The sequence below is a fragment of the bacterium genome, assembly GCA_021372775.1.
Classification (GTDB): Bacteria; Acidobacteriota; Polarisedimenticolia; order J045; family J045; genus JAJFTU01.
In genome coordinates this window covers 1-13,226 of the sequence record JAJFTU010000252.1, presented here as the reverse complement: position 1 = coordinate 13,226, position 13,226 = coordinate 1, and the positions used below count along the sequence as shown (strand labels likewise).

The 13,226-nt window shown below is 71.9% G+C and carries 13 protein-coding genes; 2 read left to right on the top strand and 11 right to left on the bottom strand.

Annotated features, from left to right (window positions below):
* On the bottom strand, nt 1-1,087 hold a 1,087-nt coding region (locus LLG88_09065; GenBank protein MCE5247050.1), incomplete at its 3' end, for an OprD family porin.
* Between the two features lie 97 nt (nt 1,088-1,184).
* Here LLG88_09065 and LLG88_09060 point away from each other — a divergent pair.
* Nucleotides 1,185-1,595: a hypothetical protein gene (locus LLG88_09060; GenBank protein MCE5247049.1), complete on the top strand. Its 411-nt coding sequence runs from the start codon at nt 1,185-1,187 to the stop codon at nt 1,593-1,595.
* Between the two features lie 86 nt (nt 1,596-1,681).
* Here the strand turns inward: LLG88_09060 and LLG88_09055 are convergent, their stop codons facing one another.
* From LLG88_09055 to LLG88_09020, 8 genes are all read right to left on the bottom strand, one after another.
* Nucleotides 1,682-2,116: a hypothetical protein gene (locus tag LLG88_09055; GenBank protein MCE5247048.1), complete on the bottom strand. Its 435-nt coding sequence runs from the start codon at nt 2,114-2,116 to the stop codon at nt 1,682-1,684.
* Nucleotides 2,117-2,383: 267 nt separating this feature from the next.
* The gene (gene citC, locus LLG88_09050) at nt 2,384-3,454 is read right to left on the bottom strand and encodes a [citrate (pro-3S)-lyase] ligase (protein ID MCE5247047.1); all 1,071 of its coding nucleotides are present in this window, start codon (nt 3,452-3,454) and stop codon (nt 2,384-2,386) included.
* Complete coding sequence (locus tag LLG88_09045) at nt 3,441-4,862, bottom strand: triphosphoribosyl-dephospho-CoA synthase (GenBank protein ID MCE5247046.1); 1,422 nt, start codon at nt 4,860-4,862, stop codon at nt 3,441-3,443. The genes citC and LLG88_09045 overlap by 14 nt, the downstream gene beginning before the upstream one ends.
* 5 nt (nt 4,863-4,867) lie before the next feature.
* The gene (gene citF / locus LLG88_09040; GenBank protein MCE5247045.1) at nt 4,868-6,424 is read right to left on the bottom strand and encodes a citrate lyase subunit alpha; all 1,557 of its coding nucleotides are present in this window, start codon (nt 6,422-6,424) and stop codon (nt 4,868-4,870) included.
* 10 nt (nt 6,425-6,434) lie between these two features.
* Entirely contained in the window at nt 6,435-7,325 is an 891-nt protein-coding gene (locus LLG88_09035) for a CoA ester lyase (protein ID MCE5247044.1), read from the bottom strand.
* Nucleotides 7,312-7,611: a citrate lyase acyl carrier protein gene (gene citD, locus LLG88_09030; protein MCE5247043.1), complete on the bottom strand. Its 300-nt coding sequence runs from the start codon at nt 7,609-7,611 to the stop codon at nt 7,312-7,314. The genes LLG88_09035 and citD overlap by 14 nt, the downstream gene beginning before the upstream one ends.
* An 80-nt stretch (nt 7,612-7,691) precedes the next feature.
* Nucleotides 7,692-8,900: an NADP-dependent isocitrate dehydrogenase gene (locus tag LLG88_09025; protein ID MCE5247042.1), complete on the bottom strand. Its 1,209-nt coding sequence runs from the start codon at nt 8,898-8,900 to the stop codon at nt 7,692-7,694.
* 26 nt (nt 8,901-8,926) lie between these two features.
* Nucleotides 8,927-10,858: an aconitate hydratase gene (locus LLG88_09020; GenBank protein ID MCE5247041.1), complete on the bottom strand. Its 1,932-nt coding sequence runs from the start codon at nt 10,856-10,858 to the stop codon at nt 8,927-8,929.
* Nucleotides 10,859-11,215: 357 nt separating this feature from the next.
* Here LLG88_09020 and LLG88_09015 point away from each other — a divergent pair, with 357 nt between their 5' ends.
* Entirely contained in the window at nt 11,216-11,848 is a 633-nt protein-coding gene (locus tag LLG88_09015) for a redox-sensing transcriptional repressor Rex (protein MCE5247040.1), read from the top strand.
* A 60-nt stretch (nt 11,849-11,908) separates the two neighbouring features.
* On the opposite strand, the gene msrA is transcribed toward LLG88_09015, so the two are convergent.
* Together msrA and LLG88_09005 are read right to left on the bottom strand one after the other, a co-directional pair.
* On the bottom strand, nt 11,909-12,469 hold the full coding sequence (gene msrA, locus LLG88_09010; GenBank protein MCE5247039.1) for a peptide-methionine (S)-S-oxide reductase MsrA: 561 nt from the start codon (nt 12,467-12,469) through the stop codon (nt 11,909-11,911).
* Between the two features lie 256 nt (nt 12,470-12,725).
* Nucleotides 12,726-13,226: GGDEF domain-containing protein (locus LLG88_09005; protein ID MCE5247038.1), on the bottom strand; the 501-nt coding region annotated here is incomplete at its 5' end.

The window sequence follows — 13,226 nt, the reverse complement described above, 5'->3', positions numbered from 1 at the left end:
GGCTCATCCCGAGCCCCGGATCGGGCACCCACGCCTTCGTGTAGTCGCCGCCGACGACGAGCCCCGGCGCGCCGAGCCGCGCGAGATCGAGCGTCGCGCCGAAGAGCCACGCCCGCTCGCCCGGGATGTCGCAGTCCTCTTCCATGATCGAGGTGAAGCCGGGGTAGTCCCCCCACGGCTTGAGGATCGTGCCGCGCCGCGAGGCGACGGTCGCCGCGCCGCGCAGCTCCGCGCCGAACCCGTCGAGCGCGACGAGCGCCCCGGCCTCGCCGCCGCGCGCGTCGCCGGCGAGCGCCGCGCCGACCGCGCGCTGGCGGAACGCCTGCAGCGAGAGCCGCGCCTCGACGTTCCGCCCGAGACGCCGCACGACGTCGAGCTGCGCGTAGTAGGTGTCGAAGTAGTCCCGCAGCCGATAGGCCCAAAGCTGGCCGCCGACCGCGCCCTGCCGCGTCAGGCCGACGATCGACAGCGAGCGGTCGGTCTCGAACCCGCCGGCCGCGCTCGGCGCGACGAAGGCCGTGCCGTTCCGCGCCTTGTAGCCGACGACGACCGCGCCGTGCGCCGCGAACCCCGCCCCGAGCGCGACGTCCGCGACGGCCCCTTCCACCGCGACCGGCGCGAGCAGCGAGTCGCGCGGCCCGAGGAACGGCGTGGCGAGGATCAGCCGTCCAGCGCGCGCCGCGACCGGCCCGGCTTCGCAGCGCGCGTACGCCTGCCCGAGCACGCCGAAGCCGCGCTGCCCGGAGCGCAGCATCCCCGAGCCGTCGAGATCCGCGGGCGCGTCCACCGGCGCCGCGCCGTACGCGACCGCGCCGACCGCGCACCCGCCCCACGCCGCCGTCTCGTACCCGACCGCGAGTCCCGCGCCGAGCGCGCGCCGCCGCTCCGCCGGATAGCGGAACTGCGGCTCGTACGACAGCTCGATCCGCTGCAGCCGCAGTTGGTACTCCGCGCGCCCGCCGAGCAGCGCCTCGCCGAGAGTGCGCGGCGCCGGCGCCTCTTCCGCGGCGAACGCCGCCCCGCACAACAGCGGCGCGACCGCGCAGAGAGCCCACCCGAAGAGTCCCGCGAGCCTCCCGCGCCCCATCTCCCGCCTCCCCCGACAATTTCGGCGAACGCGCCGGGCCGCGCAAGACCCGGTTGCGTGACTCCAAGAACGGACACCCGCCCCGACGACACATCGTCTGCGCAGGCCCGTTGTCGGGACAGCGCCGGAAAGAGCGCCGGAGACGCGGCGCCGAGCGGTGCCGGTCTCGACGCCGGAACGCACCCTCGTCGACGGGCTGCGCCGGCCCGAACTGTGCGGAGGCATCCGCAACGTCGCCGACCTTCTGCGCGAGTACTCGCTGCACGGCGCGCACGTCGAGGCATTGCTGGCCGAGGCGGCGGCCGCGGGCTCGGGCGCCGCGTGGAAGCGCCTCGGCTACCTCGCGGAACGCGTTTGGCCGAACGCCGCCGTGGCCGACGCCGCGGCGCGTCACGCCACCGCGGGCAACGTGGCGCTCGACCCCGCCGTCCGGCGCCGCGGCACGCTGCTCCGCCGATGGCACCTGTGGGTCAACGTGCCGATCGAAGCCGGGCCGTCCGGCGAATGACCTGCTCTACGCGTGGGAAGTGGGCGGCGCCCAGATCAAGGCGTTCGACACGGCGGAGCTCGCGGGCGTCCGCGGCGCGGGCCGCATCACCGAGTCTTGTCGTTGCGGAAGGCGTCCGAAAGCAGACTCAGACCGGCGCCGCGCTCGGGCTTCGGACGAAAGATCGCCGAGAGCGCGCTGCCGACAAAGGCGGCGGCGAAGCTCGCCAAGAGCGCGGCCTGCCATTCCAAGACGAGCCGGTATTCCGCCAGAGTGCGCGCGCCCGAGTCGTCGGCGAAGCCGCCGTCCACCGGCCTTATCGGCCAGCGGAAGAAGAAGCCGACCGCAAAGAGGACGCCAAACAGGGCGTTCGATCCGTACGCTGCCCATTTGTCTCCGCGGCCCCAGTCCGGAGCGACCTCCCCGGCCTGGATCATCCGGACGAGCGCGCCGACGGCCAACTCGAGAACGACGACGAAGCTGACGAGGAGCGGCAGAAACATCAGGGGCCCGTCGAACCGCAGCCGGAAGACGAAGATCACTCCGACCCACGCGACGCACGTGGCCGTCCACTGCCGCGCGAAGCGATGGAGGACCCGCATCGCCGCGGCGGACCTCGGCTCCTGCGGAATGTCCTCTTCGCTCAACCCGCCCCCTCGCGCGCCGACCGACGCCCCCGCGGACGCCCGCCTCGGAGCCCGCTCGCGCCAATCCTACGCCATCGCCCCGGCGGCGGACAGCGCGCGGCGAGGCCTAGCCCGTCGCCGGGGCCCGCCGCGGGCGCCGCGCGTCCGCGCGCGGACCGCGGGTCAGGCGGGACGGGGCAGGGCCTGGATGCGGCGGATGATCGGGCGCGCGGCCTCGGAGGAGAGGTAGGCGCGGGTGACGTCGGGGAGGTAGCGGGCGAGCTGGTCCACGCGCCGCTCCCAGATCGCGCGGCGGACCTTCGAGGCGCTGATCACGTCCCCCGCCCCGTCGGCGGCGAGGCGCGGGACCTCCGTCACGTCCACGCCGCGCGGCGGGAGGATCCGCTTCAGCGCGGCGTTGTACGCGGCGGTCGTGGCGCAGGTCGGCTCGGTGCCGACGTAGCGGCGCGCGATCCCCAGCGGCGGCGCGATCCGCTCGGCGAAGATCGTCGCGTCGAGCTCCGCCTGCCCGCGCGCGACGTCGCCGACCTGCTCCGACTTGAGGAAGTAGGTCGGGAAGGTCGCGGCGGAGACGATGTACGGGCCGCCGGCGAGGACCTCGACGTTGCCGAGGTCGGCGAGGCCGCGGCGGACCAGCTCGAACCGCACCGAGAACGGGAAGAGCGAGCGGTCCTCCTCGACGACGAAGACGTAGACCGTGTCATCGCGCGCGGCGGCGGTCTCGACGAGGTGCCGGTGGCCGCGCGTGAAGGGGTTGCAGTTGACGACGATCCCCGCGACGCGGCGTCCCTCGAAGCGGCGGCGGCGCGCGGCGAGCTTCTTCTGGAAGTCGGCGATCGAGGCGTAGCCGAACTCGAGCAGCGCGAAGAGCGGCGGGGCGGTCGCGACGACCGCGAAGCCGAGGCCGGCGAACAGCCGCGCCGTCGTCGGGCGCGTGAAGACGAAGACCCGGTCGTGCCCGGCGCGCAGCGCGCGGTCGGAGAGCGCGGTCACGAGGCGCGCCGCGGCCGCCGTCTCGCGGTGCCGCTCGGCCACGCAGACGTACTTGAGGACGTTCGCCTGCCGCGAGCCGACGCCGGCCAGCTCCCCCGAGACCGTCTCGAGCTGCAGCGTCTCGTCCACCGCCGCGGCGTCGTAGTCGAAGCCGTGCGCGGCGAGGAAGCGGCGCACGTCCGCGACGTCGGCTTCGTCGTCGAGATCGATCGCGCGGATCTGATAGTCAGCGAGGTCCACCGGCCCACTCCAGTTCCGCCCAACGCACGAACAGCGACACGGCCAGAAGGTCGGCCGCGCCGCCGGCCGAGGCGCGGCGCGCGAGAGCGTACCGCTCGAGCTCCCGCTCCGCCGCCCCGCCGTCGGCGCCGTCCGCAAGCAGCGCCGCCTTGGCGCGACGCCGCAGGCCGGAGAGGACCGCGGTCCCGCCGCGGTGCAGGACGTTGGTGTCGCGCCCCGCGGCGATCAGCGCGTGGAGCGCGGGGCGCAGCGCGCCGTCGATCGCAGCCGCGCCGCGCGCCGGCAGCCCTTCGGGCGCGCGTCGCCGCAGCTCCGGCAGCCCGGCGCGGAAGACGGTCGGGAAGCCCCGCTCCGCCTCGCGCCGCGCGCCGCCGGCGAGGCGCGCGCCGTGGCGCCGCGCGGCCAGCTCGCCGTGCGAGAGTTCGTCCACGTCGGCCGGGCCGCCCAGCTCCCGCTCGGCGAGGCCGCGCACCGTCGCGCCGACCGCGCGGCGGAAGGCGCGCTCGTCCCACGCGCCGCGCGCGCGGATCGTCCGCGCCGCGCCGAAGAGGGCGAGGCCGACGAGGAAGATCAGCCCCTTGTGCGTGTTGGCGCCGCCGGTCGCGGCGCGCATCGCCCGCTCCATCTCCAAGCCGAGCTCGCGCAGCCGCGGGAGCCACGCCGCGGGCGAATCGCCCGCGGAGGCCCACCCGGCGGCGGCCAGCGCTTCGAGGCGCGGCGCGAGCGCGGCGGAGGAGTTGAGGAACGTGTAGAAGTCCATGTCGTCGTGCGCGCCGGCGGAGAAGCGGTCCACGAGCCCCGGCTTCGGCGCCAGCGACACTTCGTAGAGCGCGGCGCGGAGCGCGAACTCCGCCAGCCGCCGCGCGACGCGGCGCGCGCGGTCCTCGTCGAGGAAGGCCGCGACGCGCGTCTCCAGCAGCGCGCGCGCCTCGCCCGGCGCGTGCGTGCCGAGGCGCATGCAGACGACGGCCGGCCGCGCGCCGCAGACGAAGCACGGCTTGGCGCGGCCCGAGGAGACCGGACGCCCCGCGGCGTCCACGACGTCCACGTCGAGGAAGCGCCCCAGCGGATGCCCGGCCTCGAACGCCTCCCCCGCCGCCTTCAGCTCCGCGGCGTCGCAGCGCCGCGAGGCGGCCGGGGCGAGGAAAAAATCCCCCGCCGCGTCGGCGTCCCGGAAGGACCGCGCGAGGTCCGGCCCGAGGCGCCGAGCGGCGAGGTGGTCGAGCAACTGCTCCAGCGCAAGGTTGAAGAAACGGGCAAGGGCCGGCGACGACTTCGGCCAGCCCGGCACGTTGAGGGTGAGGGAGACGGACGCCCGCCCCTCCGCGGCGAGAGCGGCGCGCGCGGCGGCCCGCCGTTCGCGGGCCTCGAGCACGGCGTCGAGCGCCGAGGCGGGGCGGACGTCCATCGGGGTTACCGCTGCTTGACCTGCCGGATGATGTCGATGATCGTCCCGTCGCGGTACTCGACGAGACCGACGATCCGGTCGGTCAGCTCGATCGGGCGCGGCGCGCCGGTGATCGCCTCGATCTCCTTGCGGAGCGCGACGATGTCCTTCACCGGCAGGCCGGCCGCGGAGAGCCGTTCCGCCAGCCCCTCGTGGGCCGGGTTCACGGCGACGCCGCGCTCGGTCACGACGACGTCCACCGACTCGCCCGGCGTGACGACGTTCTGCGTGACCTTCTTGATGATCGGCATCCGCCCGCGGAAGGCCGGGCAGACGACGACGGTGAGGCGCGCGCCGGCCGCCGTGTCGCAGTGGCCGCCGGAGGCGCCGCGGATCATCCCGTCCGAGCCGGTGATGACGTTGACGTGGAAGTCCTCGTCCACCTCGAGGGCGCCGAGGACGACGACGTCGAGCTTGTTCGTCATCGAGCCGCAGTTGAACGGGTTGGCGTACATCGAACCGGAGATCTCGATGTGCCGCGGGTCCTTGGCCAGCGACCCGGAGACGAGGGCGTCGAACGACTGGACGTCGAAGACCGCGTCGAACAGCCCTTCCTCGAGCATCTCCACGACGTAGGAGGTCACGCCGCCGAGGGCGAAGCCGCCCTTGACGCCGCGCTCGCGCATCGTGCGGCGCAGGAACTTCGCCACGGCGAGCGAGGCGCCGCCGGCGCCGACCTGGAAGGAGAAGCCGGGGACCATGTAGCCCGAGTGCTCGATCACGCGGGAGGCGACCTCGGCGATCAGCAGGTCCAGCGGGGACTTGGTGATCCGGGTCGTGCCGGTGGCGATCTTCTTCGGGTCGCCGATCGAGTCCACCTTCACCACGTGGTCCACGTGGATCTGCTGGATCGAGATCGGCGTGCAGGGATACGGCACGAGGTTGTCGGTGACGACGACCACGTTCCGGGCGTACTCGGCGTCCACCATCGCGTAGCCGAGCGAGCCGAAGGCCGACGGGCCGACCGCGCCCGTGGCGTTCCCCTCGCAGTCGGCCGCGGAGGCGGCGATGACCGCGAGGTCGATCTTGATCTTGCCGGTGACCACGGCGCGCACGCGGCCGCCGTGGGAGTGGATCATCACCGGCACGTCGAGCGCGCCGCGCGTGACGGCCTCGCCGAGCCGGTCGCGGATCCCCGACGACCAGACGCGGGTGATCGTGCCGTCCTGCAGGTACGGGACGAGCGCGTCGTGCGCGGAGGTGAGCGACGACGAGGCGAGCGTGATCCCCTTGATCCCCATCTTGTGCAGGATCTCGATCGTCCGCACGCAGACGCCGTCCCCGCCGCGCAGGTGGTGGTGGAAGGAGACGGTCATCCCGTCGTGCGGCTCGCAGCGCTCGATCGCTTCCTCGAGCGAGTTGCGCAGCTTGTCGAGGTGCGCCCGCTTGGCCTTGAGCGGCGTCGCGCTGACCGCCTCGTCCATCCAGCCCTTGGCCAGCTTCGTCCAGGCCCCCTGGAACGGCTCCAGCTTGCCGAGACCCGGGATCTCCGCGGGAATCTCGACGCCGATGGCGTTCTTCATCGCTCGCACCTCACGCCAAGGCTTCGACGTCGACGCAGGCCAGTTCGAGCGTGCGCCGCGCGCGCGCCACGACCGGGGCGTCGATCATCTTGCCGTCGATGGCGAAAACGCCCACGCCCAACGCCTTCTGGCGCAGGTACTCGCGGAAGATCCGCTCCGCCTTGCGGACCTCGTCCGCCGTGGGAGTGAAAACCTCGTGGACCGTCGGGATCTGGCGGGGGTTGATCACCGCCTTGCCGCAGAAGCCGAGCTTCTTGATGTGCTCGGTCTCGGCGCGCAGCCCTTCCTCGTCGTCCACGTCGGCCCACACGGTGTCGATGACGTCGATCTTCAGCGCCTTGGCGGCCATCACGAGGCGCCGCCGGGCGTAGTCGATCGCCTCGCCGTCGCGCGTCTTCGCCACCTGCAGGTCGGCCGTCAGGTCCTGGCCGCCGATGGAGAAGGCGTCGATGCGCGGGCTCGCCCCGCCGATGGCGAAGGCGTTCTCGACGCCCAGCGCGGTCTCGATCAGCGGGTGGATCTTCATCTTGTCGTGCGGGAGGCCGTGCTTGTCCTCGATCCGCTCCACGGCCTCGACGACGCGGTGGACGTCCTCCGGCCGGTCGATCTTCGGGAAGCGGATCGCCGACGGCTGCAGCGGGACGATCGCCTCGATGTCGGCCATGCCGAACGGCGTGTCGAGGTGGTTGACCCGCACCGTGACCTCGGTGGCGCCGAAGTCGATCGACTTCATCACCGAGGCGACGAGCAGCCGGGCCGCGTCCTTCTGCGTCGCGGCGACCGAGTCCTCGAGGTCGAGCAGCACGCTGTCGGCGCCGAAGATCGGGCCGTTCTGGAGCATCCCCGGGTTGTTGCCGGGGATGTAGAGCATCGTGCGGCGACGCGCCTTATTCGGCTTCATAGGCCGTGCCCTCCTCGATCCCCAACGCGCGGCGCAGCGCGGTTTCCACGCGCGCGTCGATCGTGCAGTCGAGGGCGCCCTTGTCCCGGGCGACGATCTTCGCGTCCTTCATCTCGAAGCGGTCGAGGACGCGGTTGATGGCGGCGATGATCTCGTCGCCGTACTGCGGCATGACGATCGAGTCGAGCTCGATCGTCCGTCCGGCGCCGGCCGCGACCGGCTCGACGAGGACGAGGATGTCGCTCGACTCGAACGAGCCCGCTTGGGCCCTCCGTTTCGGCTCCATGTTCGCTGTCCTTGAGGAAAATGGCGGCCGCGGCGTTCGGAAGGGGGGTTACAAGCGCCGCGGCCACCGGTGGAACGTCGTCAGACGAGGGTCGCCAAGCGGGCGGCGACCGCGTCGAGGAACTCTTCCGCCGTCAGGACCTTGCTCGGGGCGGGGTTGGCCAGCGCCGCGAGGTCGCGCGTCATCACGCCGTCCTCGATCGTCGCCAGCGAGGCCTTCTCCAGCAGGTCGGCGAACTTCATCAGCTCGGGCTGCTTGTCCAGCTCGCCGCGCTTCCGCAGCGCGCCGCTCCAGGCGAAGATCAGGGCCATCGAGTTGGTGGAGGTCTTCTCGCCCTTGAGGTGCTTGTAGTAGTGCTTCTGCACCGTGCCGTGGGCCGCCTCGTACTCGAAGCAGCCGTCGGGGGAGACGAGCACCGAGGTCATCATCGCCAGCGAGCCGAACGCCGAGGCGACCATGTCGGACATCACGTCGCCGTCGTAGTTCTTGCAGGCCCAGAGCACGCCGCCCTCGGTCTTCATCATCCGGGCCACGACGTCGTCGATCAGCGTGTAGAAGAAGGTCACGCCGGCGGCGGCGAAGCGGTCCTTGTACTCCTTCTCGAACACGTCCTGGAAGAGGAGCTTGAAGGTCTGGTCGTACGTCTTGGAGATCGTGTCCTTGGTGGCGAACCAGACGTCCACCTTCTCGTCGAGGGCGTAGTTGAAGCAGGAGCGGGCGAAGCTGCGGATCGACTTCTCGGTGTTGTGGATCCCCTGGAGGACGCCGGGGCCCTTGAACTCCTGGATCAGGACCCGCGTCTCCTTGCCGTCGGCGCCGGTGAAGACCAGCTCGCCCTTGCCCGGCCCGGGGACCGCGATCTCGGCGTTCTTGTAGACGTCGCCGTAGGCGTGGCGGCCGACGATGATCGGCTTCTTCCAGCTCGCCACGGCCGGCTTGACGTTGCGGACCATGATCGGCTTGCGGAAGACGGTCCCGTCGAGCGCGGCGCGGATCGTGCCGTTGGGGCTCTTCCACTGCTTCTTCAGCTTGTACTCGACCACCCGGTCGGCGTTCGGCGTGATCGTGGCGCACTTCACCGCCACGCCCAGCTTCTTCGTCGCCTCGGCGGCGTCCATCGTGACCTTGTCGTCGGTCTGGTCGCGGTGCGCGAGGCCCAGGTCGAAGTACTCGGTCTTCAGGTCCACGTACGGCGCGATCAGCTTGTCCTTGACCCAGCGCCACAGCACGCGGGTCATCTCGTCGCCGTCCATCTCCACCAACGGGGTCTTCATCTGGATCTTGGCCATGATCTGTCTCCGATCGCGTCCGGCCGTCAGGCCCGGGCCGCCAGTTGGGTCTTGATCCAAGGCAGCTTGCCGCCGGCCTTGAGGATCTCCGCGTCGAGCGGCGAGAGGGTGTGCGTCAGGGCGTACGAGGCGCCCTTGGTCTTGTTGACCAGCTTCACCGCCCCGCGCAGGTCGCCGATCACCGCCTCGAGCGCGTCGCCGGCGTCGATCTTGTCGTAGTCGGCCGGATCGACGAAGGTCAGCGGGACGATGCCGAAGTTGATCAGGTTGGCGAGGTGGATCCGCGCGAACGACTTGACGATGACCGCCTTCACGCCGAGGTACTTCGGCGCCAGCGCCGCGTGCTCGCGGCTGCTCCCCTGGCCGTAGTTCTCGCCGCCGACGATGAAGCCGCCGCCGGCCGCCTGCGCCCGCTCGGGGAAGCTCGAGTCCACCGCCTCGAAGACGAACTTCGAGATCGCGGGGACGTTGCTCCGCAGCGGCAGGATCCGCGCGCCGGCGGGCATGATGTGGTCGGTCGTGATGTTGTCGCCGACCTTGAGCAGCGCCGGGCCGGAGAGGGCGTCGGGGAGCGGCGGGAACTCGGGCAGCGGGGCGATGTTCGGCCCGCGCACGATCGCGACCTTCTCCGCCTCGGCCTGCGGACGCGGCTTGATGAACATGTTGTCGTTGACGAAGAACGACTTCGGCGCGTCGATCTTCGGCGCCGCGCCGAGGTCGCGCGGGTCGGTCAGGACGCCGCGCAGCGCCGTCGCCGCCGCGGTCTCCGGGCTGACGAGGAAGACCTTGGCGTCCTTCGTGCCGCTGCGCCCTTCGAAGTTGCGGTTGAACGTGCGCACCGACACGGCGCCGGTCGAGGGGGCCGCGCCCATGCCGATGCACGGGCCGCAGGCGTTCTCGAGGATCCGCGCGCCGGCGGCCACGAGGTCGCGCAGCTCGCCCGACTCGACGAGGTGCTCGACGACCTGGCGGCTGCCCGGGTTGACCGTGAGGTGCAGCCCTTCGGCGATCGTCTTGCCGCGCAGCACGGCGGCCGCGGCCTTCATGTCGCGCAGCGAGGAGTTGGTGCAGGAGCCGATGCAGACTTGGTTGACGGCCATCGCGCCGAGCTCGCGGACGGTCTTCACCGCGCCGGGGCTGTGCGGGCAGGCGGCCATCGGCACGACGGCCGCGAGGTCGATCTCGATCGTCTCGTCGTAGACCGCGTCGGCGTCGGCGCCGAGCGCGACCCACTGCTCGCCGCGCCCCTGCGCCTCGAGGAAGGCGCGGGTCGCGTCGTCGCTGGGGAAGATCGACGTCGTGGCGCCGGTCTCGGTCCCCATGTTGGTGATCGTCGCGCGGTCGGGCACGGAGAGGGTGGCGACGCCGGGACCGCAGTACTCCAGCACCTTCTCCCTGCCGCCCTTGACGTCGATCCGCCGCAGCAGCTCGAGGACCACGTCCTTCGCCGAAACCCACGGCGAGAGCTTGCCGGTCAGGCGGACGGCGACGACCTTCGGGGTCTTGAGGCGGAACGGCTGGCCGGCCATTGCGCAGGCGACGTCGAGGCCGCCGGCGCCGAGGGCGAACGCGCCGGCGCCGCCGGCGGTCGGCGTGTGGCTGTCGCTGCCGATCAGCGTCCGGCCCGGGCGGGCGAACCGCTCGAGGTGGAGCTGGTGGCAGATGCCGTTGCCGGGGCGCGAGAAGACGACGCCGTACTTCCCCGCCACCGAGCGGAGGTAGTTGTGGTCGTCGGCGTTCTTGAAGTCGGACTGGAGCGTGTTGTGGTCCACGTAGCTGACCGAGAGTTCCGTCTGGACGCGCGGGATGCCGATCGCCTCGAACTGCAGGTAGGCCATCGTGCCGGTGGCGTCCTGGGTCAGCGTCTGGTCGATGCGCAGGCCGATCTCGCGGCCGACGACCAGTTCGCCGTCTACGAGGTGCGCTTCGAGGATCTTCTGCGTCAGTGTCTTGCCCATCCGGTCCGTCCCCTTCTGGCCCTCACGCCTCGGGCGTCGCGCGCCCTTCGGCGGGGCTGCCCGGCGTTCGTGAATTAGTTCACGAGCCCGCCCGGGATGTTTCGCCGCGGGACGCGCGAGCCGGCCGCAGTTGGCGGGCAGGTCCTTCGGCATTCCGCGACTTCGTGATTTTTTTCACGGGTGGGAGGTTAGCAGCCGCTGCGGGGACGCGCAAGAAACGCCTTGGGCGGGCGCTGTAAACGGCGCTAATCGAGCCAATTGGGGAAGTTTTCGCCCCAGGCGCGACTTGCCGGGCCGGAATCGCGGGGCTATGCTGACTTCGTACTTTTGTTCACGATCTCCCGCTGGAGGAGCCGGATGTCCGAGGCGCAGATTCCCGACCCGACGCTGGAGCGGCTCCCCCTCTACTACCGGCGCTGCCTCGAAGCCCTCGGACGGCACGAACCGGTCGTCTCCTCCGACGATCTGGCGGTCGCCGCCGACACCCAAGCGGCGATCGTCCGCAAGGACCTGGGACACTTGGCGGAGCGGGGACGCCCCGGCGTCGGCTACGAGGCGGACCGCCTCGCGGCGCGGCTGCGCGAAGTGCTCGGCGTCGATCATCCGCGGCCGGCGGCGCTCGTCGGCGCCGGAAGCCTCGGGCGGGCGCTCGCCCGCTATCCCGGCTTCGAGGCGTACGGGCTCAAGATCGTCCTGCTCTTCGACAACGATCCGGACAAGATCGGCCGGAAGTTCGGCAAGCTGGAGGTCGAGCCGACGGAGAACCTGATCGCCTCGATCCGGAAGCGGAAGGTGCAGATCGGGATCGTCGCCACGCCGGCCGAGGTCGCGCAGCACGTCGCGCAGATGCTCGCGCGGGCCGGCGTGCGGGCGATCTGGAACTTCGCGCCGCGCCGCCTGACCGACCTGCCCGGCGTCGTGGTGAAGAACGAGGACCTCGCCCGCGAGCTGGCCGTGCTCTGCCACCGCCTCAGTTGGACGCAGGGGTAGCGCGGCCGTCGTCTCGGCTGAACGCGGCGGCGACGCGGTCCGCACGGCCGTCCGTTCCGCTCAGCGGTACTCGGGCTTGAGCCGCTCGTTGTATTCGCGGCGCAGCCGCTTCACTTCGGGATCGATCACCAGGCGGCAGTACGCGTGGCCTTGGTTCCGGTCGAAGAACCGCCGGTGGTACTCCTCCGCCGGATAGAACGCCTGAAACGGCTCGATCTTAGTCACGATCGGCCGACGGTAGATCTTCTCCCGCTCCAGTTCGGCCACGACCTCCCGCGCGACGCGCAACTGCTCCGGCGTCCGCCCGAAGATCACCGAGCGGTACTGCTCGCCGACGTCCGCGCCCTGGCGGTTGAGCGTCGTCGGGTCGTGCAGGCCGAAAAAGAGGCGCAGCAGGTCGTGGTAGCTGATCACCGCCGGATCGAAGCGGATCTCGACGACTTCGGCGTGGCCGGTGTCGCCGCGGCAGACGTCCTCGTACGTCGGGTTCGGAACGCGCCCGCCGGAGTAGCCCGGCGCGACCGAAACGACGCCGGCGACCCGCTCGAAGAGCGCCTCGAGGCACCAGAAGCAACCGCCGCCCATCGTCGCCGTCTCGAGCGTCGCGCCCGGTTCGCTCATCGTCGTCCTCGGCGGAGGGACCGGGACCTTCTCGGGGCGCGCCGGCCCCCCGCGCGCCGCGAGCGCCGCGGCGAGCCCCGCGCCCGCCAACGCCAAGACGCCCCACGCCCACCGCGCGCGCATCGTCCGTCTCCTCCGCGGAAAAGGAACGAAACGTACGGCGAACGACGCGGCGCGCACCCGTCGCGCGACGTCGAGCAGATCGACGTCCGGGCGAGAAGGAAGGCAACGTGAACGCGGCCGCGGACGACGCGGCTCAGACGAGGACGGTGCGCACGAGGTTGCGGCCCGAGTCCTTGGCCCGGTAGAGCCCTTGGTCGGCGAGGTCTACCGCGCGGCGCAGCGCGGCCTCGTCGGACCCTTCGGCGAGCGAGACGCCGAAGCTCGCCGTGACCGTCAGCTCTTCCCCTTCCGCCGCGGCGTACGGCGTCCCGCCGACGGCGATCCGCAGCCGCTCGGCGACGAGCATCGCCTGGTCGAGCGCGCACTCCGGCAGCAGCGCGAGGAACTCCTCCCCGCCGTAGCGCGAGACGACGTCGGGGAGGCGCAGCGTCGTCACCAGCCGCTCCGCGACCTCGCGCAGGACGTAGTCGCCGCAGATGTGGCCGTGGGTGTCGTTGATCGCCTTGAAGTGGTCCACGTCGGCGAGGACGACGGCGAGCGGCGCTTCGGACCGGGCGCAGCGCGACGCCTCCTGCACGAAGCGGCGCTCCAGCTCGCGGCGGTTGAGCAGGCCGGTCAGCGGGTCGCGGGTCGC